Annotated in this window: 20 protein-coding genes; 13 read left to right on the top strand and 7 right to left on the bottom strand. The window is 40.8% G+C overall.

Features of this window, described 5'->3' with window-relative positions:
* Nucleotide 1: 1 nt before the first annotated feature.
* Together L8106_RS14255 and L8106_RS14250 are read right to left on the bottom strand one after the other, a co-directional pair.
* On the bottom strand, nt 2-1,873 hold the full coding sequence (locus L8106_RS14255; RefSeq protein WP_009785031.1) for a GtrA family protein: 1,872 nt from the start codon (nt 1,871-1,873) through the stop codon (nt 2-4).
* A 280-nt stretch (nt 1,874-2,153) separates the two neighbouring features.
* Entirely contained in the window at nt 2,154-3,872 is a 1,719-nt protein-coding gene (locus L8106_RS14250; protein ID WP_009785030.1) for a hypothetical protein, read from the bottom strand.
* 434 nt (nt 3,873-4,306) lie between these two features.
* Between L8106_RS14250 and glmM the strand changes: the two genes are divergently transcribed.
* The 10 genes from glmM to rdgB all read left to right on the top strand — a co-directional run bounded on the left by glmM (nt 4,307) and on the right by rdgB (nt 17,341).
* Nucleotides 4,307-5,713 (top strand): phosphoglucosamine mutase, encoded by a 1,407-nt coding sequence (gene glmM, locus L8106_RS14245; protein ID WP_232228483.1) that lies wholly within the window; start codon nt 4,307-4,309, stop codon nt 5,711-5,713.
* Between the two features lie 298 nt (nt 5,714-6,011).
* The gene (gene hpsL / locus L8106_RS14240) at nt 6,012-7,625 is read left to right on the top strand and encodes a hormogonium polysaccharide biosynthesis protein HpsL (protein WP_009785028.1); all 1,614 of its coding nucleotides are present in this window, start codon (nt 6,012-6,014) and stop codon (nt 7,623-7,625) included.
* A gap of 236 nt (nt 7,626-7,861) precedes the next feature.
* Nucleotides 7,862-8,860 (top strand): hormogonium polysaccharide biosynthesis glycosyltransferase HpsN, encoded by a 999-nt coding sequence (gene hpsN, locus L8106_RS14235; RefSeq protein ID WP_009785027.1) that lies wholly within the window; start codon nt 7,862-7,864, stop codon nt 8,858-8,860.
* 63 nt (nt 8,861-8,923) lie between these two features.
* On the top strand, nt 8,924-10,099 hold the full coding sequence (hpsO, locus tag L8106_RS14230) for a hormogonium polysaccharide biosynthesis glycosyltransferase HpsO (protein ID WP_009785026.1): 1,176 nt from the start codon (nt 8,924-8,926) through the stop codon (nt 10,097-10,099).
* Between the two features lie 384 nt (nt 10,100-10,483).
* Nucleotides 10,484-11,464, top strand: a complete 981-nt coding sequence (gene accA, locus L8106_RS14220) for an acetyl-CoA carboxylase carboxyl transferase subunit alpha (protein ID WP_009785025.1) — start codon at nt 10,484-10,486, stop codon at nt 11,462-11,464.
* 727 nt (nt 11,465-12,191) lie between these two features.
* A complete protein-coding gene (locus L8106_RS14215; RefSeq protein WP_009785024.1) occupies nt 12,192-12,917 on the top strand; it encodes an SDR family oxidoreductase in 726 nt (241 codons plus the stop codon).
* Nucleotides 12,918-13,035: 118 nt separating this feature from the next.
* Nucleotides 13,036-13,731, top strand: coding sequence for a GTP cyclohydrolase I FolE (gene folE / locus L8106_RS14210; protein ID WP_009785023.1), 696 nt, complete (start codon nt 13,036-13,038; stop codon nt 13,729-13,731).
* A gap of 341 nt (nt 13,732-14,072) precedes the next feature.
* Nucleotides 14,073-15,506 carry a phosphoglucomutase/phosphomannomutase family protein gene (locus L8106_RS14205; protein ID WP_009785022.1) on the top strand — a complete coding sequence of 478 codons (1,434 nt, stop codon included), beginning with the start codon at nt 14,073-14,075 and terminating at the stop codon, nt 15,504-15,506.
* Between the two features lie 160 nt (nt 15,507-15,666).
* The gene (locus L8106_RS14200; RefSeq protein WP_009785021.1) at nt 15,667-16,677 is read left to right on the top strand and encodes a hypothetical protein; all 1,011 of its coding nucleotides are present in this window, start codon (nt 15,667-15,669) and stop codon (nt 16,675-16,677) included.
* 79 nt (nt 16,678-16,756) lie between these two features.
* Entirely contained in the window at nt 16,757-17,341 is a 585-nt protein-coding gene (gene rdgB, locus L8106_RS14195; protein WP_009785020.1) for an RdgB/HAM1 family non-canonical purine NTP pyrophosphatase, read from the top strand.
* A gap of 68 nt (nt 17,342-17,409) precedes the next feature.
* On the opposite strand, the gene L8106_RS14190 is transcribed toward rdgB, so the two are convergent.
* Entirely contained in the window at nt 17,410-17,748 is a 339-nt protein-coding gene (locus L8106_RS14190; protein ID WP_009785019.1) for a P-II family nitrogen regulator, read from the bottom strand.
* 438 nt (nt 17,749-18,186) lie between these two features.
* Between L8106_RS14190 and ilvB the strand changes: the two genes are divergently transcribed.
* The 3 genes from ilvB to L8106_RS29625 all read left to right on the top strand — a co-directional run bounded on the left by ilvB (nt 18,187) and on the right by L8106_RS29625 (nt 22,925).
* Nucleotides 18,187-20,025 (top strand): biosynthetic-type acetolactate synthase large subunit, encoded by a 1,839-nt coding sequence (ilvB, locus tag L8106_RS14185; protein ID WP_009785018.1) that lies wholly within the window; start codon nt 18,187-18,189, stop codon nt 20,023-20,025.
* A 76-nt stretch (nt 20,026-20,101) separates the two neighbouring features.
* A complete protein-coding gene (locus L8106_RS14180) occupies nt 20,102-20,689 on the top strand; it encodes a class II aldolase/adducin family protein (protein WP_009785017.1) in 588 nt (195 codons plus the stop codon).
* Nucleotides 20,690-21,221: 532 nt separating this feature from the next.
* Complete coding sequence (locus L8106_RS29625; RefSeq protein WP_009785015.1) at nt 21,222-22,925, top strand: sialate O-acetylesterase; 1,704 nt, start codon at nt 21,222-21,224, stop codon at nt 22,923-22,925.
* Here the strand turns inward: L8106_RS29625 and L8106_RS14170 are convergent.
* The 4 genes from L8106_RS14170 to map all read right to left on the bottom strand — a co-directional run bounded on the left by L8106_RS14170 (nt 22,917) and on the right by map (nt 26,583).
* Entirely contained in the window at nt 22,917-23,585 is a 669-nt protein-coding gene (locus L8106_RS14170) for a GUN4 domain-containing protein (RefSeq protein ID WP_198012946.1), read from the bottom strand. The genes L8106_RS29625 and L8106_RS14170 overlap by 9 nt on opposite strands.
* A 144-nt stretch (nt 23,586-23,729) precedes the next feature.
* Nucleotides 23,730-25,229, bottom strand: coding sequence for a right-handed parallel beta-helix repeat-containing protein (locus L8106_RS14165; RefSeq protein WP_009785013.1), 1,500 nt, complete (start codon nt 25,227-25,229; stop codon nt 23,730-23,732).
* The gene (locus tag L8106_RS14160; RefSeq protein WP_009785012.1) at nt 25,226-25,675 is read right to left on the bottom strand and encodes a GNAT family N-acetyltransferase; all 450 of its coding nucleotides are present in this window, start codon (nt 25,673-25,675) and stop codon (nt 25,226-25,228) included. The genes L8106_RS14165 and L8106_RS14160 overlap by 4 nt, the downstream gene beginning before the upstream one ends.
* A 74-nt stretch (nt 25,676-25,749) precedes the next feature.
* Nucleotides 25,750-26,583 (bottom strand): type I methionyl aminopeptidase, encoded by an 834-nt coding sequence (gene map / locus L8106_RS14155; protein ID WP_009785011.1) that lies wholly within the window; start codon nt 26,581-26,583, stop codon nt 25,750-25,752.
* Nucleotides 26,584-26,591: the final 8 nt, after the last annotated feature.

Here is a 26,591-nt window from a genome sequence, read left to right as displayed (position 1 = left end):
TTTAAGTCTCAATTTCTGAAAGCTTAGAAGCCGATTGTGGTTGAGAAAAAGAATACAATTTATGACCTGTAAAACTAATCATCGCTACACAAGCGGAACTCACTAAACGAGCGAAAGTTGGATTCCAATCTACTTCATTAATTAACAGTTGCAACAGTCCTAAATTCGCTAATAAACTATTCAATGCAACGGAAGCAAAAACTGCATATTGAATCCACCAATTATTCCAATAAATTCCAAAAACGAAGCGACGACTCAGCCAAAAGTTGGTACTCAATCCAAAAAACCAACTAATTCCCAAAGCATAAACATACCATAAACCTGCTTGAGTTAAGATCGAAAACACCAGAACATCAACAACAGTTGCAGTTCCTCCTGTAAATAAATAAGCACCGAATTGTTGTAGCAACTGAGGGAGGGGAGGACGTCGAGAACCTGTTTCTTTAGCGGCTGTTGTCGTGGCTTCAACGTTTGCTTCTTCCACATATTCACTATCACTATTGACCGCCCAAAGATCATGCTTATTGGGTGTAATAATATTTTCAGCCGCGAGAATTCCCATTAATAAACTATGGTCTTGGTTGTTATACTTAAATGCACCATAGCGACCAATTAATTGTAGGTTTTCAAAAGATTGCAAATAACCTTTAATTTCTGCTAAGGCTTCTTTGTAGTTTCCCGCATAAATCGGATAAGTTCTAGGTAAACGCACCACAAAACCATCAACAATTTTCTCTTGTTTTAATAATCCAATTTTTCTCAGTTCTTCTTCAGCTTTGATTCGCAGTTCATCTTCTGGACATTGCCATAAATTATCCTCAAAGTTGCACCAATATTCACAACAAAGCGGAGTTTGCTGAGAGTTAGGAAGCATCTCTGGCGACCAATTAGCAAAGTTTGTGACTCGTCCTAACTGCACTCTAGGATCATTAATATACAGCCAATTATCGGGAAATAAATCACCAGATTCTACAATCAAATACACTAAGATTGTATTGCGAAATTTGAGAGATTTTGCAGCTTGAATTACTTCTACAGTCGGAGGGGATTCAATTTGCTGCATTAAGTGAGTGATCGGAATTGAAGAAATGACGTTACCACAAGGAACGGTTTTCTGTTCTTGAGTTTGACGATTTTTGAGAGTAACATGAGTCACTTTAAAATTATCGTGATGAACTCGAACCACTTCAGTATTTAATAAAACAGTTTGATTATTTTCCTGGAGATAATCGACAATTTTTTCATAAAGTTGACCCGAACCTAAACGGGGAAATTGAAATTGATCAATTAGAGTTTTAACTTTGCCATCATTGCCGAAAATTGCATTCCAAGCTGCTTTTATAAAAGATAAACCTTTAATTCTTTGAGCCGCCCAATCTGCGCTAATCTGATTACAAGGAATTCCCCAAAGTTTTTCAGTATATCCTTCAAAGAAAATCTCAAATAGTCGCCGCCCAAACTTATCGATTACCCATTCTGCAAAGTTATTTGGACTTTTATTTGGAAACAAACGAGCCGCAAAATAAGAACTAATAATCCGTAAGTTTTCCAGCCAACCGAGAGCGAATAAAACCTGTTTAGCTTTGAGGGGATAACTAAAATATTTCCCTCCGTAATAAATACGAGTCAGGCGGTTAACCGTGACTTGTTCCTCTTTTAAAACCTGATTCCAAAGTTTCAAAACCGGAGCCAGTTTGGTATAAAACCGATGTGGCCCGTAGTCAAGAATAAATCCTTTATATTCAAAGCTTTTCGCGAGTCCACCCACTTGAGTATCTCGTTCGACAACGACAACTTGTTGACCTTGCTGCGTTAAATTATACGCTGCTGCAAGTCCCGCAGGCCCACCACCTAAAATGTAAATCGGCTCCATCACACCAAACTTAAAATTTGCCAAATTGTAATAATGATACCTCATTCATTCCGAATTGTGGTGAAACCTGAAATATTGAGATTAAATTCAGTGATCTCATTTATTCTAGAAGAAATAGAATTTGATCAGATCATTACGGTCACTATTAAGTGAATGTGCATCTAGATTTTAGATCTATTTGGTTCTAGAAAAGCGTTCAATTGATATTTTGATCTTTCTATCTCTCCACCTCTCTATCACCCTTAATTACAAATTTTAAGGCGTGATATTTTAGCGGAGTTTAAAGTTGGTTAACTAATTTACCTGACGAATAAAACACTAAATTTTTGGTTCTTTCGACATCTATAAACCGGAGTTCATATTGATGATATTCTAAATTTGTGACTTGGTAGCTTTCTGTCTCCAAATCATTTTTCTTCCAGGCATAAAATGAAGCTTGGGGATTAGAAAGTTGAAATTGATAAACACCCACTTCAGGATTATTCACTAAGATACTATCATTCGGTTCCACTAAACTATGATTCATCACAATCTGAATATTGTTGGTGGTGAATTTCACATTTTCAAATGCAGGATTAAATCTTTTCCGGCTAAACTTGATCTCAAATTGATTACTTGAATCAAACAAATAAAGACCTTGAATCAGTCCAGTTCGATAGATATAAGCACCGTGATAGTTATCCGGTAAACTATTAATAATCACTTTGTTTTTAGGAATTTCCTGCAAACTCACTAAAATATCTTCAGAGATTTTTGCTGCTGTATTCCAGTTTTGATTGAGATCATAGACTGACGTGCCAAAATACAGTAATATTGCACTCGACACGATTAAAATTAACGCCAAATTTTGTAAAATCACAATCAGAATAATTGCCAATAAAATTGCTGCAAATCCTGAAGCAAAATATAAATATCGTTCTCCTTGAGTATCAATCATAGAGACAGAAACCGTAATTGCAGGTAAAACAAGAGTGAAAAAAGCCCCAATCAAAAAAACTAAAATCGGGGGAACTTCAGAAAACTGAGGACGACGTTTCCAACAAACAATCAAACTTAACAGAAATAATACAACTAACCCTAAAAATGCAATGAACCAAAATGTAAAATCTGATTCGAGTCTGGGAGTGACAAAAGTTCGAGTCGGGTAAATCACAAAATTTTGTAAAATTCTATTAATATCAAAACTCAAGTGAACTTCTTCTCCATATCCGCCAACCAGTTCACCCAATTTCAAAAAACGGCTACAAAAGTAAATAATTAAAACCCAAATATAAAGTGAACAAATTGAAAACCGTCCGGCTAAAGTATTACGATTATTTTGTCGAATAAAATATTCATAGAGTTCAAAAAGTATAATCAAACCGGGATAAGTAACAACGGATTCTTTGGAGAGTAAAGCCGCAAAGAATGATAAAGCTGAAAAAATCAATAATCGAGGGGGAAAATAATATTTATAGCTGAGATAAAATACAAAAGAAAGTAAACCAAAAAATGTCGCTACTCCATCAGTTCGAGCGGAAATCCAAGAAACAACTTCGGTATGACAGGGAAGTAATAAAAAAATAAATCCAGCTAAGTAGGGAAGTAATCGCTGATCCCTTGACTTAAATCCGATATTTTTTCCCAAGAAAAAAGCAATCATTCCCACCCATAAACTATTCATCAAATGTAGTAAAAAATTAGTCAAATGATACCCAAAAGGATTCAGCCCCCAAGCTTGATAATCTAGAAAACTAATTAAACTTAAGACAGGTCGAAAAAACAAAGATTGACCATGTTGCTGATTCACCCACAATCCCCAAGGCCCCAACTCGGAAAATAAAGCAATTAGCACAAAATCATCAGAGAGAAAAAAATCATTAAAAACAGAAGAATAGGCAAAAACACCACAACTGATAATTAGACTAACAATCAATAGAGAATAAATCCAGTGGGGAAACTGCTTGAATGATTGTTTAGATTCTGACATCGACGATTTTAAATCCGATTGAGAACTCATTATTTCCACCTTGATTAAAAATTAAAATAAAAACCAATAATCGTAGTTTATACTCAGGAAAATTAGGAGTGATCTAGACTCTTTAAAAATGGATAATCGAGCCGGAATATAGATCAATTCCGGGTGAAGCAAACCCTTCCCGATGCAACCCATTAACTACAAACTTGTATTCTATCTTGATGAATCAGAAATTGAATCAAATTTCTCAGTTCTGGATACAATAGAGGCAAGCTTTACAAATTAACCTTGCATCTTTAGAGAACACCTTCACTTAGCCCCCTGTAAAAATCCATTTAGTATTCATCTTCAGTTCCGGACATGGTATCCTCCACAATGAATGTGTGAGTACCTTGAGGAGTGAACTGATTATGGTCGTAGCATCCGCCCCAACTCAAGATGGAGGACTGCATCAGCCCGCTAAACCAACACAATTTATGAGACAATCTCCAATTAGCTTTTTTGGCAGTATCACCGAACTCCCGGCTACACCCTTATTTGGCACCGATGGTATCCGAGGACGAGTCGGAGAACTTCTCAGCGCTCCTTTGGCCCTACAAATTGGCTTCTGGGCAGGACAAGTTCTTCGTCAACAAACTCATAATCGGGGCCCGGTACTTCTCGGTCAGGATAGCAGAAACTCTGGCAATATGTTAGCAATGGCATTGTCAGCAGGTCTAACGGCCGCTGGGCTTGAAGTCTGGTATTTAGGCCTCTGTCCGACTCCAGGCGTTGCTTATCTGACCAGTACCAGTGAAGCTATCGGGGGCGTGATGATTTCCGCCAGCCACAACCCTCCAGAAGACAACGGAATTAAATTTTTTGGTTCAGAGGGTACAAAACTTTCTTCAGACGTACAGCAGCAAATAGAAGCCGCTCTGCGAGGACAAGCAAACTTTCCAGTCAGCTTCGGGAACTGTGGACAACATCACCATCGCTGTGAACTGGTAGAGGACTACGCCCAATCTCTACATCGTCCCCTACTTCCGACTTTAAACCTCGAAGGGATGCGAATTGTTTTAGATTTAGCTTGGGGTGCTGCGGTTCATCTGGCGCCGAAAGTCTTCCGGGAAATGGGGGCTGAAGTCATTTGTCTCCATGACCAACCCGACGGTCATCAGATTAACGTTAACTGCGGTTCCACCCATCTCGGACGCCTACAACAAGCCGTTTTAGAAACAAAAGCCGATATGGGCTTTGCTTTTGATGGCGATGCAGACCGAGTGTTAGCCGTTGATAGTCAAGGTCGGGCGGTTGATGGCGACTACATTCTCTACTTCTGGGGCCAAACTCTCAGCCAAGCCGGACAACTTCCCGAAAATTTGATTATTTCTACCGTGATGGCAAACTTAGGCTTTGAACGGGCTTGGCAACAAAAAGGAGGTCAGTTAACTCGGACTGCCGTTGGCGACCAACACGTTCACGCCGAAATGAAACGCACCGGGGCAATGTTAGGGGGCGAACAATCAGGTCACATTCTCTGCCATCATTATGCGATGACAGGAGATGGTTTATTAACGGCTCTACATATTGCTGCATTAGTCAAGCGCTCGGGTGTGACTCTGGCGACATTAGTAAACGAAAGTTTCCAAACCTATCCCCAACTCCTGCGAAATGTTCGGGTAGAAGACGTTAACCGTCGTCGCAACTGGAAACAGTGTGAACCCCTCGTTAATGCAATTCAAGAAGCAGAAACCGACATGGGCGATCAAGGCCGGATATTAGTACGGGCATCGGGGACTGAACCTGTCATTCGGGTAATGGTTGAAGCCATTCGCAACGAACTCGCTAATCTGTGGGCAGATCGTTTAGTTTCCGTCGTTCAGAACCATCTAGCCGTCTAAACAAACTCACTTTAAAATTTCAAATTTTTTAAATCGGGTCGTCGGAAGCGATCGCATCATTAGATGTTCAATTTCCGGCGATCCGATTGCTATTTGTCTTGACCGTTTGGCAGACCAGACATTTTGAATTCAATTGTTATAATGGCTAATTAGTGCAAAATTATCTTAGCTTTGATTAACAAAAGCTTGATTTTAAGTTGCTCAGGGGTTGTTGCATCAAAACAATAAAAATAAACATCAGATAATCTTGTTAAAAGTCATAAACTCGAATTGATTTCTCAGCTAGGGTAAGCAAAAGATGGTTGTCAAACAAAAATCTAAGCGCAAGAAATCCAAGAAAAAAAAAGCAAGTTCTCAACCTAAAATTAGTAGAAAAGAACTCAAAATCCGCAAACAGAAAACCGCCAAAGAAATTAAAAAACTAACGTCCTTAGTGTCTTCGGTTGGGGTTTTAGCGGTACTGGTTGGTGTGGCTTTATTTTTTGTCAAAGATGAGAAACTCGCGATCGCAGGCGGTGGCGGTATACTTGTTGCTGCATTGTCCTACAAATACCCCATGCAAGGACTGTGGGCGTTCCTGATCTATCTCCCTTTTTCAGGAACAATAACCTACTGGATCGGTGGGGGAAATGCACTCTTTCAACTCGCCAAAGATGGCTTTTATTTTCCTGCCCTCATTGCCCTTGTTCAACAATTAAAACGTCAACATCAACCCTTTTTTGTTCACAAAGCAGTTAAAACCCCACTCTTTATTCTACTGGGTTTTTGTCTACTGACTATCATTTTAGTTAACGGTTTACAACAACTTGATCCGCCCTATCCCAATGACAAACCGATATTAATGGGACTGCTGGGACTCAAAGTTTTTCTCGGATATTTTCCGTTAATGACCTGTGCTTATTATCAAATAAAAGACAAAAAAGACTTGCTGTTTCTCACCCGAATGACCGTAGTTTTAGCGATTATTTGTTGTGTTTTAGGAGTAATGCAGTATCAATTTCTGGTTTCTGGGCGTTGTAAAGGAACCGATCACTTTACTGGAGATGATTTATTTAAAGCCACCCTTGATGCTAAATGTTTAGTTGGGGGATCTTTAGTCTTTAGTCCCTCTCAGAATATGGTTCGTTTACCTGGCACTTTTGTCGCCCCTTGGCAATGGGCTTGGTTCCTCATTGCTAATGCCTTTTTTACCTTTGCAACCGCCTTTAGTGATCCTTCTCCCCTGTGGCGAATGGTCGGCTTGGGAGGGATGGCGTTAGTGTTTGTAAATTCGGCAATTTCAGGTCAACGAATTGCCCTCGCTTTAGTTCCTTTAGTAACAGTAATTCTTCTGGTTTTAACCGGTCAAGTCACCAACTTAAAACGGTTTCTTCCCATTGCAGCAGGTCTAGGTTTAGTCTTAGGAATTGCAGTCATTGCTAACCCCCAAATTATTCAAGAACGGATTGATAGTTTTGTCTCGCGTTGGGAAGCTTCACCCCCAACCGCCTTTATCGCCGAACAGTTTGAACATAGTACAGGACGACAAGAAGGAATTTTTGGAAACGGACTCGGACGGGCCACCAATTCCACCCGAATTTTTGGGGAAACAAAACTGATCGAAACCTACTATCCTAAACTCATTTATGAACTCGGCCCGATTGGAACCCTTGGCTTTTTAGGATTAGTCACAACTCTCACTTTCACCTGCTTTAAAACCTATCGTTCCCTCAAAGAAAAAAATATTCGCAGCTTTGGGGCCTCATTTTGGGTGTTTGTATTAATCATTAGTTACAACACTTACTATTATCCCCTAGATGTTGATCCCGTTGCCGTTTATTATTGGTATTTTGTTGGGGTAATTTATCGACTTCCCGACATCGACAAGCAAGAACTCAAACGACTCAAAGAGGAAGAAGAACAAGGAGGTTAATTCGTGAACAGTCTTTGCAATCACCCTGAACGAAATGAAGGGGCTTAAAGAATTTCTGGATACATTCAGTTCAACCTCATCAAAGATCACAGTTCCCCTATGCTTTAACGGAACTTAACTAAAATCGACTTGGGTATTTGAGATTAAGGGGGTACAATATTGATAGACAAACTCACAGTTTAAATTAAGTCCCCTTTTCCCCTCATTACTCGTTTAGATTTTTGCTAAAATCACCTATGGACTGGCCTAAAATTTCTGTCATTATTCCCACCTACAACCGTGAAGAAGCTTTGCGGGAAACCTTAGTTGATGTTCTCAAACAAGACTATCCCCAGTTTGAAGTCTTAGTTGTTGATCAAACTCGTTCTCATCAAAGCGAAACTCAAACCTATTTAGAAGAACTTGCTAAGACAGGTAAAATTACATGGTATCGTCTAGAATGGGCAAGTTTACCCGGCGCCCGCAACTACGCAGTTCGACGTTCAACCGGAGACATTATCCTGTTTATTGATGATGACGTTCAACTAACCGAAAACTTTCTCAAAGCTCATGCGAGTAATTATATCGAAGCTGGAACCTCTACCCCAAAAAATATTGGTGCCGTCGCTGGACGAGTTTTTGATCGGATGAAATTAGGAGATTCTGGTGGAGATTTAGTCATCGAAGAATTACCCCCTCAAGCTTCTGATCCTGGAATTGCTTGGTATCATATTGATTTAGTTCATACTGTTAAACCCCAACAAGTGATTTCCGCCCGAGGTTGCAATATGTCTTTTCGGCGAGAAATTTTTGATCAACATGGTTTACATTTTGATGAACGGTTTAAAGGGAGTGCTGTTCGAGAAGAATCAGATTTTTGTTTGCGAGTGCGAAAAACAGGCTATATTATTTGGTACGATCCTGAAGCTCATTTAGTTCATTTAGGCGAAGAAGCGGGAGGGTGTCACGATATTAGTACCCGTTCAATGCAATATCAAATTACCTTCTACCACAATCACTTTTTTATGGGGTTAAAAAACCTCACCTTGGGTCAATGTTTGCGCTTCTTTGCCAAACTATTTGATTGTCATGTTCTCGGACATCCTCCCTGTAATAAAAGTGGTTCTCCCATTAAAGTCTTAAGCCGATTTGTCTTTTACACATTAGGATTTTTTAAAGCCATTGGAACTCAGATTAAATCCCTTTGGAATCAAGGTCAAGTTTACACTCAGCAAGATGAATTAGCCAAAACTTAAAGTGTTTTGATGATTTAAAATTCTTTTTTACTGTATTCCTTATTCTTTAATTTAGGCTAAACAATGAAAATTTTAGTTGCTAGCCATACTTATATCGTTGATCTCAACCGGGAAAAATGGCGGGCTTTAGCCCATCTCTCACCCGAAATCGAAGTCACTCTTGTTGTTCCCCGTCGTTGGAAACCAGGAGGCGTTCAAAACAAAATTATTGATTCTGAATATGTAGATGAAGGATCATTTAAAGTCGTTCCCCTTTCTAACTTTAGTCAAAATAATCAAGGCTTACTCACCTTTGGGCTAGATTTAATTCCCCTTCTGAAAAACTTTAAACCGAATATTATCCAAGTTGAACAAGGTTCCAAAGCCATTACCTATTCTCAGTTTATTACCTGCAATAAACTCTTAGGACTAAACGCTAAAAATATCTTCTTTACTTGGTGGAATCTTCCCTATACCCTCAAATTTCCGATTTCTCTCCTAGAAGCCTACAACCTCAAAAATACTGATGGAATTGTCGTTGGAAATCAAGACGGATCAGATATTTTACGACAACGGGGTTATACGGGGGCGATGGAAGTGATGCCTCAACTGGGCGTTGATGAAAGTCTATTTAAACCCGATCCTCAACCTAAATTAAAAGCAGAATTGGGAATTAATTATGATGAATTTGTAGTAGGTTTTGTCGGACGATTTGTGGAAGAAAAAGGACTTTTAACTTTAGTTGAAGCCTTAGCAAAATTAAAAGAATTATCTTGGAAAGCGTTATTATTGGGTCGAGGAGAATTAAAGCAACAAATCCTCGAAAAAGCAGTAGAATTTGGGATTAAAGATAGGTTGATATTTGTAGAAAGTGTTCCTCACGACGAAGTACAACGCTATATTAACGCCATGAACGTGTTGGTTCTTCCTTCGGAAACCACTTACAAATTTAAAACCCTCACCGCAGTCGGCTGGAAAGAACAATTTGGTCATGTTTTAATCGAAGCAATGGCTTGTAAAGTTCCGGTTATTGGTTCAGACTCCGGCGAAATTCCTCATGTAATTGGGGAAGCGGGGTTAATCTTTCCTGAAGGAAAAGCTGAAGCATTGGGTGAAAGTCTACGTCAGTTAATCGAAAATCCCCAACAAACTGAAGATTTAGCCCAACAAGGTTATGAACGGGCTTTGAGAAGTTATACCAATCAAGCCTTAGCCCAACAGTTACTAACCTTCTACCAACAATTGATCTCCCCAAAATAAAGTCTCTATCTCCTCTAGATTGATTGGTTGCTCAAATCTTGGTGTTTTTCTTTGTGTCTTTGAGGTGAGTTGATGAAAAATTAAATCCTGAGTAAAGTTAATCAAAACATTAACTTTATTTAACTCGATTATAATTTTGGGATTCATAAAAATAGAAAATCAATCTATTAATCCAGTCAATCTTTTTGAATTTTGATATTAGTTTCTACAGAAAAATTCAAGATTTAATTTCAGACAGAAGCGATAAAATAAGAAAGATATCCAGACAGAGAGAAAAATCAACATTCACAATAGGGAGGAAATCCGAAGAACCCAGGTGACTAAAAATGTCCCGTTTTTCGATACAATGCAAGTTATGTACCCCATGCGATCAAAACTCTGAGTGTGGCAAGTCCAAACCGCAAAACCATCCTACTTGACTTTGAAAAGCCTCTAGCTGAACTCGAATCTCGCATTGACCAGATTCGCCAGTTAGCAGAGGAAAATAGCGTTGATGTCTCCGATCAAATTCATCAGTTAGAAGCCCGTGCGACTCAACTGCGACAGGAGATTTTCAGCACCCTTTCTCCCTCCCAACGACTACAACTCGCTCGTCATCCGAGGCGTCCGAGTACCTTAGATTATATTCAAGCCATGAGCGAGGAATGGCTCGAACTGCATGGCGATCGCTCGGGTTCCGATGATCCAGCGTTAGTCGGTGGAATTGGACGGTTAGCCGGACAACCCGTCGTGATTTTGGGTCATCAAAAAGGCCGTGATACCAAAGATAATGTCGCGCGAAACTTCGGTATGGCTGCACCCGGAGGCTACCGCAAAGCAATGCGGTTGATGGAACACGCCAACCATTTTGGAATGCCAATCATCACCTTCATTGATACACCGGGAGCCTGGGCAGGTGTAGATGCAGAAAAACTAGGACAAGGAGAGGCAATTGCCTACAACTTGCGAGAAATGTTTCGCCTGGATGTACCGATTATTTGTACTGTGATCGGAGAAGGGGGTTCTGGAGGAGCGTTAGGGATTGGTGTTGGTGAACGGTTGTTAATGTTGGAGCATTCTGTATATACAGTGGCTTCTCCTGAAGCCTGTGCTGCAATTTTGTGGAAAGATGCGTCCAAAGCGGCTCAAGCTGCACAAGCCCTAAAAATCACGGCTCCCGACTTAAAAGAATTAGGAATTATTGATCGTATCGTTCCCGAACCGGAAGGCGGCGCTCATGCTAACCCGATCAAAGCGGCTGAACAGCTCAAACAAGCCTTGTTAGAATGTTTAGAGGAATTGATGAGTCTGAGCAGCCAGCAACGGCGAGAAATGCGTTATCAAAAATTCCGACAGATGGGGATTTTTGCCGAAGAACTCGCTTAACGCTATTCTTCAGAATTTTAACTTTTTTTCAGGTTGAGCGAAGGTCGAAGTGATCAGACACTGTTAAGTTTTTTCAGCTTCTGTATCGACAAAAGTTATGCAGATCTTGCTGATTCCTTCTACTTCATTCTTGATTTAATCTCTGTTGTCCGATCAATCTCATCGAGATTTGGGATAAACCTGAAGATGGTATAATAGCTGAGTAACAAATCTTTACAAATTTCTCAGATTTGTCAGAAATAGATTTGCTACAGCATCTCCAACGTCATAACCACTGTTTTTCAGCAGTGGATCAAAGGTGATGGATTGCGAAAAGCTTGCCTGTAACCAACTGAAGTTGCAGGAGTGAGTCTCTAAAATCAGGTCAATACCCCAACTCCAAATGTTTTAGAGATGAGCGTGTGTCACAAAAGTTCAAGATACAGCTCAGGTTGCAGATGACGGGCGCCGTGGAAGCGGTGCGAACCCCTAAAAGGTTCGGTCGTTCCGTGACCATGGGGGAACCTGCCCCAAGAAACAACGGAGCCTAGTGTGTAACCGTTGCTCAAACTTGAGGCTTGGTCTTTAAGACATGATGACCGTGCCAAATCCGTCCAATCCATGAGCCAGACGTTAAAAAAATGTATCAATGATACATTGATTAACGTCCACTCTCAAAATCTCTGTGTTTTCCAACCAGAGAGATGTCAAATTCATTCAGTCCAATCGGAAACTACTCAAACCGTTAATGACTTCTCCCATCGAACGACGTGCCTTAATTACAGGGGCAAGTAGTGGGATAGGTAAAGCAACAGCTCTTGCCTTTGCCAAAGCTGGAATTCATGTCGCCTTAGTGAGTCGATCTCACGAAACCCTGGAAACCATTGCCCAACAAGCTCGGGCTTCCGGGGTAGAAGCGAATGCCTATGCTTTAGATCTCGCTAAAGTTGAGCAAGTGCATGAGCAGATCGACACGATTGCTGCTGCTTTCGGTCCTATAGATATTCTCGTCAACAATGCTGGAATAGGCTACACCAGTCCTCTCGTCAGTACACCTCTAACGGAGTGGCAACAGGTATTAGACCTGAACCTCACCAGTGTATTTCAGTGTGTGCAAGGGGTTTTGCCGGGAATGCGCGAAAGAGCCAGTGGAACAATTGTCAACGTTGTCTCCATTGCCGGACAGCAAGTTTTTCCCGACTGGGGAGCTTACTGTGTCAGTAAGTTTGGCTTGATGGCGTTATCAAAAGCTTTCGCTGCTGAAGAACGCCAGAACGGTATCCGGGTAACAGCGATTTGTCCGGGTGCTGTAAATACTCCGCTTTGGGATACAGAAACAGTTCAAGCTGACTTTGATCGCGCCACGATGTTGACACCAGAAATTGTCGCTGAGTCGATTTTACACGTCGTCATGTTGCCTCAACAAGCGGTCATTGAAGAATTGACACTCATGCCCCATGGGGGAGCATTTTGATCGAGTAATCAACTCCAAACTCTCACCACTAGGGTGATTGATACCGCTTGTTGCTCTCTTGCATCAATGTCTCAATGCTCAATTGTTCACTCTTTTTTCTATCGTTTACGGACTTGTTATGACTATTGCTTCCAATGGAAACGGTTCTAAACCCGCAAATGGTTCGAGTCCCATTCTCAGCCGACCCGATCGCACAACTTCTGCTTTGAATGATCATCCTGTTCAACAGCAACCCCTCACTGAAGTCTCAGATGATCAAATGATGGAAGCGGTGCGGACAATGCTGCTGGGTGTTGGAGAAGATCCCGAACGGGAAGGCTTGCTAAAAACGCCTAAACGGGTTGCGGATGCGATGCGCTTCCTCACCAGTGGCTACAATCAATCTTTAGAAGACCTCGTTAATGAGGCGATTTTTGATGAAGGTCACGAAGAAATGGTGTTAGTTCGTGACATCACCGTGTTTAGTATGTGCGAACACCATATGCTGCCGTTTATGGGGAAAGCCCATGTCGCTTATATTCCCAACCAAAAAGTGATCGGACTCAGTAAGTTGGCTCGCATTGTCGAAATGTATGCCCGCCGCTTGCAAGTTCAAGAACGCCTCACTCGCCAAATTGCTGAAGCAGTACAAGGGGTTCTCGATCCTCAAGGCGTCGCAGTGGTGATCGAAGCCAGCCATATGTGTATGGTCATGCGAGGGGTACAAAAACCCGGGTCTTGGACGGTGACTAGCGCTATGGTTGGTGTCTTCCAAGATGAGCAAAAAACCCGTGAAGAATTTCTCAACTTAATTCGTCACCAACCCAGTTTCTAAGGTTCTAGCACTGGGAAATACAGGCAATCAATTTTAATTCCATTATCGGGACGTGCAATGCGCGTCTCTTGTTTTATATCAATTGGCGATCGCTTTATCCAATAGAAAGGAAATAGTCAACTTCCGGTTTCCTTGCCCTGGGCTAGAGATGTGAGATAATCGAAAAAAGCTGATAATTTCTAAAATCGGCTGGTAAAAGCAGATCAAAATTCGATTTCCCCGAACCAAAATATTAGGGGCATGAGTTTAATCTGAGGGGGTGTGGGGTTGTTATCTATTAACACTCCGCGATCGCTGATTCACATTCCGTTGTACCCTGAAAAAATTTTCAATCCTGAGATATGTCTAAACCGATTAAGTTTGGCACAGATGGCTGGCGAGGTGTCATTGCTGATGATTTTACCTTTGAACGTGTCGCTTTAGTTGCTCCTCTAGCTGCTCAAGTGTTAGAAGAAACCTATGGTCATAACGCTGAAACCCGCACAGTATTTGTAGGATATGATCGACGCTTTTTGGCTGAAGAATTTGCTCAAGTGGCAGCGATCGCCATTCAAGCGGCCGGATATGATGTTAAACTCTCTCAAACCTACGCGCCGACTCCTGCTTACAGTTTGGTCGCTCACCAACAAAAGGCTTTAGGGGCGGTGGTGATCACGGCGAGTCATAATCCGGGTAAATATTTAGGTTTAAAAGTTAAGGGTGCTTTTGGAGGGTCGGTTGGCCCGGACGTTACACAAAAAATAGAAGCTCGACTCAATCAACCTCAACTCAAAGCAGAAACCCCTGGAACATTAGAGTCTTTTGATCCTTGGCCTGCTTACTGCGAAACGCTTCAGTCAAAGGTTGATATTGAGGCGATTAAAACGGCTATTAATCAGGGGAAATTGACGGTTTTTGTTGATGTAATGCACGGGGCGGCAACAGGCGGTCTGGCTCGGATTTTTGGCGATTCTATTATTGAAATTAACAGTAATCGTGATCCGTTGTTTGATGGGGGTGCGCCCGAACCCTTGCCGAAATATATCCCTGAATTGTTCCGTCAAATTAAATCTCATAAACGTTCTCAAGATAGTTTAGCGGTGGGGTTTGTTTTTGATGGAGATAGTGATCGAATTGCTGCGGTTGATGGGGACGGAAATTTTCTCAGTTCTCAAATTTTGATTCCGATTTTAATTGAACATTTAGCTACTCGTCGGGGTTTTAGTGGTGAAATTGTTAAAACGGTAAGCGGATCAGATTTGATTCCTCGAATTGCCAAATTGTACGATTTATCCTTGTATGAAACACCGATTGGTTATAAATATATCGCGGATCGGATGTTGTCGGCTCAAGTGTTAGTGGGAGGTGAAGAATCTGGTGGGGTTGGTTATGGGGTTCATATTCCTGAACGAGATGCTTTACTTTCGGCTTTGTTCTTGTTAGAAGCAATTGTTCAGTCGGGAGAAGATCTCAGTCAAATTTATCGCCGTCTTCAAGATAAGGTTAATTTTTCTTCGGTGTATGATCGGATTGATTTACCTCTGGCGAGTATGGATGTACGATCACGTTTGGTGGAACAATTAGATCATAATCCTCCTCAAGAAATCGCTGGACAAGCGGTTAAAGATTGTTTAACGGTGGATGGTTATAAATTCCGTTTGGCTGATGATCGTTGGCTGTTAATTCGCTTTAGTGGAACGGAACCTGTTTTACGGCTTTATTGTGAAGGTGCTGATCAAAAACAGGTGAATCAAACGCTTGCTTGGGCGAAAGATTGGGCGAGTCGCTATCAGTAAATTCGGCGTTAGTTGTTGTGCTTGATCGCATTTTATAACCCGATGATGATCTTGAATATTGATCGAAAAATTAGGGTGCATTGATAACAAATCAGGGCGCACAGCCATGCGCCCCTACAAAATAAATTGGGTTTTATAGCCAAATGTGTATAAATCCTCTATGATAAAAGATCAATATACCTGGGATTTTTGGTATCTCTATGAACCAGATAAACAACTCTATCACGTTTATTTACTTGCGGCTGATTGGCAATATAAATACACAGAAACTCATCATCTTTATTCTCAGTTAACCTACGCAATCACTTCGGATTTTGAAAGCTTTAAAATACAACATCAAAATATTATTAACTGTCGTAAAAATCAATCAATTTGGACAGGTTGCACGATTAATATTAATCCAAATAATTACTTGATGTTTTATACTGAACGTCAAACAGAAGGAGATTATTTCGCCATTCAAACTATTAAATTAGCTCAATCTAATCATCTAAAACAATGGATTATAGATGATCAGTTTAGTCTTTCTCCTGAATTCATTGATCCAGATTTTAAATATTTTACGAGAACACAAAACCCTGGAGATAGAACTTCTCATGCTTGGCGTGATCCTTATATTTTTAAAGTCGAAAAGAGTTATTATATGTTAGTGGCGGCTAAACATATTATTGATCAAAACCATCCTCAACATAAAAATGCTTGTATTGCTTTACTCAAAGCTGATGAAAGGAACTTAAAACACTGGACGTTAGTTCATCCGAGTTTAATAACCGGATATGAAGAATTAGAACTTCCTCAACTTTATCGACATCAAAAGACAGACGAAGTAATATTATTAGTTTCAACTTGGGATGAACAAGATTATCAACAAAGTGTAGAACAGGATAAAATTTATCGAGAACGAGGTCAACTGTTAGCCTTTTCAGCAGCCAGTCTAGAAGATGCTTTAGGGGGAAAGTTTCATCAAAAACCTCAAATCATCATTGGAGGAAGGGGAAGCATTCAAGCCTCAATTTATGGCTGTGTTTGGATCTCAGAACTCAAGGCTATTGTTGGTTTTGATTTCAAACAGGGAGGTTATCAAGTCATTCACACAACACAATTACCAAGTCTTTGTCAAAATCTAGTCTATCTGAATTCAGAAACTCGTCAATTAAGAGAAATGGGTTGAACCAAAAGAACCATTAAATTTTAAAATAGAGTGAGTCTCAAATTAGAATAACAATTTAAACAAGAGTCAGATCAAACCGATGATTAAAACTTTAGTCGTAGCAACAGGTAATCCGGGTAAATTGGAAGAAATGAAAGCTTATCTGTTGGCATTGAATCTAGAATTACAACTCAAACCCGAGGAAATAGAAGTTGAGGAAACTGGAGAAACTTTTATCGAAAATGCTTGCTTAAAAGCATCAGAAGTTGCCAAAGCCACCGGAAAATGGGCGATCGCAGATGACTCCGGTTTAACCGTTGATGCCCTCAACGGGGCGCCTGGAGTCTATTCTGCCCGCTATGGAAAGACTGATCGCGATCGCATTGATCGAGTTTTGCGTGAACTAGGCGACTCTACAAACCGCAAAGCCGCCTTTGTTTGTGCCGTTGCGATCGCCCGTCCCGATGGAGAGATCGCCATCAACCTCGAAGGAGTCTGTCCCGGAGAAATTCTAGAGAGTCCAAAGGGTGATGGCGGGTTTGGATACGATCCAATATTTTATGTTCCTAGCGAACAAAAGACCTTTGCTCAGATGTCACCGGAACAGAAGCAAGTCATTTCCCATCGAGGCCAAGCATTTAAGGTTTTGCTTCCCCAACTGCAAGAACTTGTCAAACAACCTTGAGAGTGAACAGGGAACAGGGAACAGGCATTCATGCAATATCTCCCCACTCCCTATCTTTCCACTTCCGGTTAAATCGCTTCTTGGTTCTTCTCTCCAGTCCGAATCCGAACAATTTGTTCAACAGGAGAGATGAAGATTTTACCATCACCAATTTCACCAGTGCGGGAAGCGGCGATGATTTTATCAACAACCATATCGACTTGATCATTTTCGACAACGATCTCTACTTTGAGTTTTTGCAGGAACTCCACAGTATACTCAGAACCTCGATAACGTTCAGTTTGGCCTTTTTGTCGTCCAAATCCTCTAACTTCAGAGACAGTCATCCCGACGATACCCGCATTGACGAGGGCAATTTTGACTTCATCGAGCTTAAATGGCCGAATAATCGCTTCTATCTTTTTCAACGTTCTTCACTCCTAATGTTTTCTGGCTGATTTCGCGTGACATAAGCTTGATATCACCGCGTCATCAAAAAAATTAGTAACATATGATACACTATATGCTGTAATCTAGTATCCATAGTACGACACCTGAGAGATTTTGAGGATACTCATCTCAATCGTCAAGAGAATGGACAAACGAAAGTGACACACTCTCAACAGAATCACTCAGATTTAGGCCCAACTTAGGCAAAGGATCTAAAAATAGATGGAACAAACTGAGCAATTCATCAAACATCTTCTAAAATTAATAGAAGATTGAGGGAAACTTTGTCTTGATCAAAAATACTGAAAGTCTGTGTAAAATGTTGTTAAAAAAAGCACACTAAAAAAAATAGAAACCTTATTAGTATTAAAATAGTAACTTTATCTCGAAATTAAAACTTACATAGAGGAAATTCTATGCAACTGAGAACTCAAGTAGCAGCAAAACGTGCAACGGGTGCCTTTGCTCTGATGGACAGCTTAACCCGTCACGGAGTCGAGCATATCTTTGGTTATCCGGGTGGAGCAATTTTACCGATATATGATGAACTCTATCGGGTGGAAGCCACAGGCGCTCTCAAACATATTTTAGTCAGACACGAACAAGGTGCAGCCCATGCGGCGGATGCTTATGCTCGGGCGACGGGTCGAGTCGGGGTATGTTTTGGCACCTCTGGTCCGGGAGCGACGAATTTGGTTACAGGGATTGCCACCGCTCACATGGATTCAATTCCGTTAGTGGTGGTCACCGGACAGGTTGCTCGTAAAGCCATTGGAACGGATGCGTTTCAAGAAACAGATATCTTTGGAATTACTCTACCGATTGTCAAGCATTCTTATTTGGTGCGCGACCCTAAAGATATGGCCACGATTGTCGCGGAAGCCTTTCATATTGCCAGTACCGGAAGACCTGGGCCGGTGTTGATTGATGTTCCCAAAGATGTCGGCTTAGAAGAATTTGATTATATTCCCGTTAACCCTGGAGAAGTCTCGCTCACTGGATATCGACCCACGGTTAAGGGCAATATGCGCCAAATTAACCAAGCGATCGCTCTAATTCGCAAAGCTGAACGTCCTTTATTGTATATTGGCGGAGGCGCGATTTCTGCTAACGCTCATGGTGAAATTCACGAACTGGCTGAACTGTTCCAAATTCCCGTCACCACGACGTTAATGGGGAAAGGTGCGTTTAATGAAAATCACCCCCTAGCGGTGGGAATGTTGGGAATGCACGGCACGGCTTACGCCAATTTTGCCGTCAGTGAATGTGATTTGTTGATCGCAGTGGGGGCAAGATTTGATGATCGGGTCACAGGGAAACTCGAAGAATTTGCCTCGCGTGCAGAAGTGATTCATATTGACATTGATCCGGCAGAAGTCGGGAAAAATCGCGCCCCTCAAGTTCCGATTGTCGGAGATGTCCGCCAGGTGTTGATTGATTTGTTACGTCGATGTCGGGAAACAGAAGAACCTGCACCCCAAACTCAAACTGAAGCGTGGTTAAACCGGATTAACCGTTGGCGGGAAGATTATCCCCTAGAAGTTCCTGAATATCCCGATAGTCTGTCTCCTCAAAAGGTGATTTCTGAACTGGCAAAAATGGCGCCGGATGCTTACTATACTACCGATGTGGGTCAACATCAGATGTGGGCTGCTCAATATCTCAAAAATGGGCCGCGTCAGTGGATTTCTAGCGCAGGTTTAGGAACGATGGGCTTTGGACTTCCGGCAGCGATGGGCGCAAAAGTTGCCCTTCCCGATCATGAAGTGATTTGTATTGCTGGAGATGCCAGTATACAGATGAATATTCAAGAGTTGGGAACGTTGGCGCAGTACGGTATTCATGCCAAAACTGTGATTATTAATAATGGTTGGCAGGGAATGGTACGCCAGTGGCAGCAAACTTTCTATGGCGAGCGCTATTCTTCGTCGAATATGGAAGTGGGAATGCCCGATTTTGTCAAGCTGGCTGAGGCTTATGGGGTTAAGGGAATGTTGGTTAAACGTCCCGATGAATTGCATCAGGCGCTAACGGAAATGCTGGCTTATGATGGCGCTGTATTGATGGATGTGCGGGTACGTCGAGATGAAAACTGTTATCCGATGGTGGCACCGGGTAAGAGTAATGCTCAAATGTTGGGACTACCCGAACGCAAAAAGTTAGAACAAGCGGCAGAATTAATGTATTGCAGCAATTGTGGAACTAAGAATGTCGCTAGCAATCATTTTTGTCCAGAATGTGGGACTAAGCTTTAATGGATGTTTGATCTAAAATCAGAGGGCGGACTTTGATGATGGTTCGCCTTTTTTGGGTTAAGTTTTAGGATTTAAAATGGATGAAGGCGTTATCAAATATCACTGTCACTGGCTAAAAGATAAATCGGTTCAGCCTGAAATTATTCAAGAGTTGATGCAGTGGCGTGATCATCTTTATTCGTTAGGTTTAATTGGCGTTTATGACAATGGAATTGGGTTTGGGAATATTAGCATTCGGTTACAAGATTCTTTAGAATTTGTTGTTTCTGGGACTCAAACCGGACATTTACCTCATCTTACCGCTGAACATTATACTCGCGTCACTGAGTTTAATTTGACTGAAAATTCCCTCACTTGTCGAGGGCCGATTAAAGCTTCTTCTGAGTCTCTAACTCATGCCGCTATTTATAGTTTTGAATCTAAGATTAAAGCGATTATTCATATCCATCATGCCGAATTTTGGCACAAGTTATTGTTTCAGGTTCCGACTACTCGCTCAGAGGTTCCTTATGGTACGCCCCAAATGGTAGCAGAAATGTTTCGTTTATTTGAACAGGAAGATTTAAGTCATCTAAAAATACTCGCCATGGCAGGACATGAAGATGGTGTATTAACCTTTGGGGAGAGTTTAAAAGAAGCGGGTGAGGTCTTATTTCAGTATTAGGAAGGGGGTTGATTTCCCAGCCGATTTTTGGTATGATTGTAGGTAAGTCAAATAATGGGATGTTTAAAAAAATAAAATTTTAGCCAATAATCCCATTATGAGACAATTATACCCGATTTTCGCCAAAGTTGTCAACCCCCCCAACCCCAAAAAAGGGCGAATTGCATAAGTTTTTTCAATAGCTTTTGTAAAAATAGTTTTAATCTTCAAAACGCCATCGAAAATTCTCACATTTTTATTGAAAATAATTCCTAAAAAGTTGACGACAGTATAGGGGTTCTGGTATGCTTATAAAAACAGCACCCAAGGGCTTCTAGTGTCTTGAGGTCAAAATAGAAGCTAAAACCCTGATGATTGCGTTAACTTTCAGCATTTCCTGACAAAGTTTGGCGAGGGGTAATACACGAGTTTTTGAGAGATCACCAAGCGTCCAAAATCACCCTCTTGACAAAATGCACAAGATAAGCAGGTCAGAGAATTACAAGTTTTCAACTCTAGGGTGAATTACCGGATAAACACCCCCCAATTAATCATGAAAAGAGTGACTATTATTTTTGCCTGTTTCGGGCTAATGGTGTTGTTTTTATTGAACTTAAAGATTGAGGCGAACTCAAGCTCAGAGGAAAGCTTAAACCTCCCTTCGATTATCGCTGATCACATGATCCTTCAGCAACAAACAAATGTGACTATTTGGGGATGGGATAAACCGGGTAATACTGTAACAGTTCAATTTAGAGATCACGAAGTCAAAACGACCGTTGAAGTGGATGGGAAATGGCAGGTTAAAATCCCCAGTGGTAAGGCAGGAGGGCCGTTTAATTTAACGATTCAAAGTTCACAACTGATTACCTTAAAAGATGTGTTAGTTGGGGAAGTTTGGGTTGCGGGTGGGCAAAGTAATATGTGGTGGTTTGTCAGTCGCAGTGATCATTCTCAACAAGAAATTTCTCAGGCTAACTTTCCAAAGATTCGGGTTTGGGATGCGAATACTTCACCTCAAGAAAATGGGTGGCCTGCAAATACACCTCAAAAAACAATTCCGGCAAAGTGGGAATTAACAACGCCAAAAACGGTTAAAGATTTCCCTGCAACCGCTTACTTTTTTGCCAAAGAACTCCATCAAAACTTAAACGTTCCAATCGGAATTGTACATCTGGCGGTTCCCAACCGAGAAATTGAAACCTTTTTATCTCAACCGTTACTCGCGGCTAATTTTCCCGAAACTATCGCCTTTTGGCAGCTAGAAAAAGATGCTAAAACCAGACCCGCCCAGCTATTTAATGGTATGGTTTATCCGGCGATTCCCTATACACCCAGAGGGTTTATTTGGTGGCAAGGAGAATCTAATGCAAAAGAGGCGATGCAATATCGAACTTTATTTCCGAGTTTAATTCAAGAATGGCGAAGTTTGTGGGGAAATGATAACGCTCCTTTTTTATTTGTTGAACTTGCTAATTTTTTGGAAAAACAAACCTATCCCGTAGAAGATGACCCATGGCCGAGATTGCGATCAGCCCAAAAAGAGGCGTTAAAGTTGCCCAATACGGCGATGATTTCTACCATTGATATTTTAGATGAAAATAATGATTTTAATAATATTCATCCCCCCAACAAACAGTTGGCCGGAAAGCGGTTATTTTTAGCAGCAATGGCGACAGTTTATGGTCAGAAAGATTTAGTTTGGAGTGGGCCTGTTTATCAGTCGGTTGAATTTAAGGGAAATCAAGCGATTGTAACCTTTGATTCTGCGGGAAAAGGATTGAAAATCAAAGGAGAGGAGTTAAAAGGATTTGCGTTAGCGGGAAGTAATCATCGTTTTTTTTGGGCGGATGGAAAGATAGAAGGAAATCGGGTAATTTTAACCAGTGAAGCCGTTAAACAACCCGTAGCGGTTCGTTATGGTTGGGCAAATAATCCGATTGGAAATCTTTACAACTCAGCCGAACTTCCAGCATTTCCGTTTCGTAGTGATTACTGGCTTTTAAATTGGGATGAATCTCGTTTTCAGCAGATGAATGTGTTAGAGTTAGCAGCATATATTCAAACTGAACTCAAACCCGTTGAACCTCCTTTAGAATCCCTTTGGGGTGAAGTTTATCAAGCGATAAAAATAGATAGCCAAGATTTAGCAAGTCAACGGCTGCAAACATTAATGAGTCAAAAATTGTCAGATCAAAAATTAGCGATCGCGTTAGAAATTCTCTCGGAAAAGCTAAAATTTCCTTTTCTACTCTAAAAATTCGTCAAAACTCCAAAATCTTTTCATCCACGAATCATTCTCGGGAGGAATAAAACATTCTCGAGAGAGGAGTGAAAACCTCAGTCCTGTCCGAATTCCCCAACACATTCTCGGGCCTTGTCCAAAGGTGCAAATACGAGCCGCAATGGGAAGATGACCTTTGGGAGCTTCTTCAAGATGGTTCCAAGCTAATTCCGAATAGTTCAGCCATTTTTCATCTTTCAACCATCCGACATCGGTAGCAAATTGTTTGTGTCCGGTTGTCCAGTCTTTAAATTTAATTTCTTCTTGATTATACCCTTCCAAACTCTCATTATTTTTCAAAAAGACTTGCCTTTGAACCGTAAAACCAAAGCGTTTTTTGCTATAGTTTAACCAAAGCTTGTCAATTTTTTTTAATTCTTTACAAGGAATCTGCTGCTGCAATTCAATATCAAACCAACCCGGTTCAGTCCGATCAAGAATATTCAGTAATATTTCCCCAGTAATCAGATCGGCAATTTTCCAGTTTTCTCTTTTTAACCAATATTCTAAATCTTTATAAAGTTTATTGACTTTATCCTTGTCGTAGACTAATTCATCCTCAAGTTCCCCCTTTTTATCTTCGGCTTTGGAAAGATTATCCTGAAAAAAGATAGACTTTGTTATCGAAGCCACTCTCTTTGATTCAATATATAACAATCCCAGGAATAACAATAAAGTAATGCTCCCAATCACCGAATATCTATTAAACAGTTTTGACATAAAAAACCTTGAACTGCGTACACCCTAATTCTAGGCAATTTTTTGCCAGATTACTATCTATTGGTAACTCAATTCTGAGGGGTGAGTAAACTGAGGGGGAAAGTTAACACTCCACCAAAAGTTTTTAGTTGCATTCCCCGCAAAAGCCCCGAAATTATTCTGGGCTGCGGGAGATGAACTTTGTAAATAAAAGTTAGCATTCATTGTATTTTCAAATAAAGGATCAGCTTCGATAAAATCCTCTCCTTTGGTTGCATAAACTTGATCATTTGCCCATTCATCGAGATTAACAGGATAAGTCACCGTATTGTTATCAAAAAATAAATTCGATTCAATTTTAATATTTTTCGTCCGAAAAGCATCCGGTTCAAATTCGCTGCTGTAACCAATTTGAAACCAGGCGTTATCACTAAAAATGTTATCTCTGACAACCACATTTTCTAGGTTTGTGCTATAAAAATAGAGTCCACCTGTTAACCAATAAGGGTCAGGCGTATTTTTCAAACCATATCCATTATGATTAATGGTATTGTTATAAATTTGAATATTAGTTTTCAGTCTATCTTTCCCCCAACGAGAAATAAAAATTCCGGTTGCCCGATTATTAAAAACCAAGTTATGATGAATTTTAATATTATCAATTTTCGGCCCGTCTTCGGCAGAAATTGCGATTCCCGTTTCGCAGTCGTGGACGACATTTTCATAGAATTCTAGATCTTCCAATACATCCCGCCAAGAGTCCGCATAAAGACCCTGACGCCGACAGTGATGGGTATAATTATGATGAATTTTTCCTCTCTTCGGTGTTCCTTTACAGTCTATTCCCTCTTTGGCACAGTAACAAACTTGATTGTAAGCGACTTCAAAATCTTCAACACTTCCAATAGTAATCCCTTCGTGTGGGCCGACACTACTCTGATAGGGATAGCCGGGATGTTCAATTAACATTTCATTCGTATTGGCGTTAATTACCGTATTCCCCAAAACTTTGTGCTGATAGCATCCTCTACCGATAAAAATTCCTGATGAAAATGTGTTGATGGTTGTGTTATTATAGAAGTCGATATGATGACTATCTCGAACCACAAATCCACCGTTATGGGAATTTTTCAGGGTTAAGTTTTTGATCAGAATATGATGTTTTCCTTCAATCTGAAATGCACCTTGATCGCGTGGAAAAGGCGGTTCACCCACAGGCGGGCCAACATAGACATCATCCGCATCAATAATTGCCGTTTCACCGGGATATCCGGCGTAAATAATCCACTGATTTTCTGTTCCTGAATTTCGTGGATAAATTTGTTTAGAAAGGGGATAAGTTCCCCCACGAATATAAACCTTATCCCCTGCTTTTAAGGTTTCTGCGGCTTTTTGAATCGTCGCCCAAGGTTGTTCAAACGTACCGGGATTTGTATCGTTTCCCGAGGGAGAAATATAATAGATTTGTTTTTCCGCAGCAGTTGAGGATGAGGTGATTTTGGCAAGACTGACACCAACTAAAGTGGCAACAGCTTGAATAAATCGGCGTCGAGTAGCGGAAGACAGACGTTGATTCATTTTGAGAGATTAGACTGACATTTTTTAATCATTTTAACATGAGAAATTCCCGCTTCGTCAAACCTTTCTCCCACTTGCTCAAATCCCAGATTATGATATAATTGTTTAATATATTCTTGAGCATGAACTACCGTTTCTTCAACTTTTTTTGATGCGATCACTTCCAAGGCAACTTGCATTAATTCCCGACCAATTCCTCGTCCTCTGGCTGTTGAAAGCACAGCTAACCGTTCAATTTTAGCAGTTTGAGGAGATAAATACCGAATTCTAGCAGTGCCTACCGGTTGATAATTTAAGTAAGCCAGTAAATGTTGGGCTGTGTCATCGCCATCAAATTCAAGTGTTGATTCTACGCCTTGTTCTACGGTAAAAACTTGATGTCGGATGGTTCTTATTTCAGTTACCGCTTCCGCATAATGAACAATTTTAATCTCTAAATCGCTCATTGTTTCTCCTGTTAATTTAGATATCTCTCCCCCATATTTTGAGAAGGGAGAGAAGTATTTTAGGGGATTAAACCTTAGACTTTTGAGCGATCTGTCAGAATTTCATAACCTGTTTCTGTCACTAATACAGTATGTTCAAATTGAGCCGAAAGCGCATTATCAACAGTAACAGCCGTCCATCTATCAGACAAAATGCGAGTAAACCGAGAACCTGCATTTAAAATCGGTTCAATAGCTAATGTCATCCCTGCTTTTAGTTTAACATTCGGTAAATCATAAGTTCGAGTATTAAAAACCGAGGGTTCTTCGTGTAAGTTTTCTCCAACTCCATGACCTGTAAATTCTTCAACAATCCGAAACCCATTAGCTTCTGCATGATCTTGAATTGCCCCGGCAATATCGAGTAAAAAAGCACCTGCTTTCACTTGTTCAATACCTGTATATAGTGTTTCTTCGGCGACTCGAATTAATTTAGCCGCCTCTGGGGTCACTTCATCTACGGGAATAGTAATGCAAGAATCTCCATGAAACCCTTGATAATAAGCCCCAGTATCAACTTTTAAAACATCTCCAGCCCGAATCACTTTACGACGATTGGGAATGCCATGAACGACTTCATTATTAATCGAGGAACAAATCGAACCGGGAAAGCCATAATACCCTTTAAAACTTGGGGTTGCGCCCATTTCTCGAATTCGTTTTTCGGCATAAGCATCTAAATCTGCGGTAGTCATTCCTGGCTGCACCATCGCCGCAATTTCTTTCAGAATTGTTGCTACAATTTTACTAGATTGTCGCATAATTTCAATTTCTTGAGGCGACTTAATATGAATTCCTCGACGCTTCTTTTTAATCCGGGGAGGTTGAGGAGAAGTGGCTTTTGCGATTAGATTACTCAGAATTTTCATTGTAAATT

It is taken from the genome of Lyngbya sp. PCC 8106 (assembly GCF_000169095.1).
Classification (GTDB): Bacteria; Cyanobacteriota; Cyanobacteriia; order Cyanobacteriales; family Microcoleaceae; genus Capilliphycus.
The sequence above is the reverse complement of the archived record's forward strand: the minus strand, read 5'-3'. Positions and strand labels throughout refer to the sequence as shown.

Coding starts and splice junctions, on each gene's coding strand:
- L8106_RS14255 (WP_009785031.1), bottom strand. CDS start 1,873: ATGGAGCCGATTTACATTTTAGGTGGTGGGCCTGCGGGACTTGCAGCA.
- L8106_RS14250 (WP_009785030.1), bottom strand. CDS start 3,872: ATGAGTTCTCAATCGGATTTAAAATCGTCGATGTCAGAATCTAAACAA.
- glmM (WP_232228483.1), top strand. CDS start 4,307: ATGAGACAATCTCCAATTAGCTTTTTTGGCAGTATCACCGAACTCCCG.
- hpsL (WP_009785028.1), top strand. CDS start 6,012: ATGGTTGTCAAACAAAAATCTAAGCGCAAGAAATCCAAGAAAAAAAAA.
- hpsN (WP_009785027.1), top strand. CDS start 7,862: ATGGACTGGCCTAAAATTTCTGTCATTATTCCCACCTACAACCGTGAA.
- hpsO (WP_009785026.1), top strand. CDS start 8,924: ATGAAAATTTTAGTTGCTAGCCATACTTATATCGTTGATCTCAACCGG.
- L8106_RS14215 (WP_009785024.1), top strand. CDS start 12,192: ATGACTTCTCCCATCGAACGACGTGCCTTAATTACAGGGGCAAGTAGT.
- folE (WP_009785023.1), top strand. CDS start 13,036: ATGACTATTGCTTCCAATGGAAACGGTTCTAAACCCGCAAATGGTTCG.
- L8106_RS14205 (WP_009785022.1), top strand. CDS start 14,073: ATGTCTAAACCGATTAAGTTTGGCACAGATGGCTGGCGAGGTGTCATT.
- L8106_RS14200 (WP_009785021.1), top strand. CDS start 15,667: ATGATAAAAGATCAATATACCTGGGATTTTTGGTATCTCTATGAACCA.
- rdgB (WP_009785020.1), top strand. CDS start 16,757: ATGATTAAAACTTTAGTCGTAGCAACAGGTAATCCGGGTAAATTGGAA.
- ilvB (WP_009785018.1), top strand. CDS start 18,187: ATGCAACTGAGAACTCAAGTAGCAGCAAAACGTGCAACGGGTGCCTTT.
- L8106_RS14180 (WP_009785017.1), top strand. CDS start 20,102: ATGGATGAAGGCGTTATCAAATATCACTGTCACTGGCTAAAAGATAAA.
- L8106_RS29625 (WP_009785015.1), top strand. CDS start 21,222: ATGAAAAGAGTGACTATTATTTTTGCCTGTTTCGGGCTAATGGTGTTG.
- L8106_RS14165 (WP_009785013.1), bottom strand. CDS start 25,229: ATGAATCAACGTCTGTCTTCCGCTACTCGACGCCGATTTATTCAAGCT.
- L8106_RS14160 (WP_009785012.1), bottom strand. CDS start 25,675: ATGAGCGATTTAGAGATTAAAATTGTTCATTATGCGGAAGCGGTAACT.
- map (WP_009785011.1), bottom strand. CDS start 26,583: ATGAAAATTCTGAGTAATCTAATCGCAAAAGCCACTTCTCCTCAACCT.